Here is a 255-nt window from a genome sequence, read left to right on the forward strand (position 1 = left end):
CAGCGATCTGGCCGCCGTTGGTGGCGTTGCTCAGGTTGACGCTGAAGGTCTCATCGCCTTCGAACACGGCATCCTGAGTGGTCTGCACGGTAAAGGTCTGGCTGGTCACGCCCGCCGCAAAGGTCAGTGTGCCGCTGTTGGCGATAAAGTCCGCCGCTTCGGCGCTGTCGCCCGCACCAATGCTGGTGGCGAAGTCAACGGTCTGATCCGCTGCGGCATCGCCGGTACGGGTCACGGTGAAGGTCATTAAGCCGC

The 255-nt window shown here is 63.1% G+C and carries 1 protein-coding gene; it reads right to left on the reverse strand.

All coding sequences use genetic code 11. The annotated features are described in order from the left end of the window. A partial coding sequence (locus JW499_RS22130) for a Calx-beta domain-containing protein (protein ID WP_205212563.1) occupies nt 1–255 on the reverse strand: 255 nt, incomplete at both ends.

It is taken from the genome of Amphritea pacifica (genome assembly GCF_016924145.1).
Lineage (GTDB): Bacteria > Pseudomonadota > Gammaproteobacteria > Pseudomonadales > Balneatricaceae > Amphritea > Amphritea pacifica.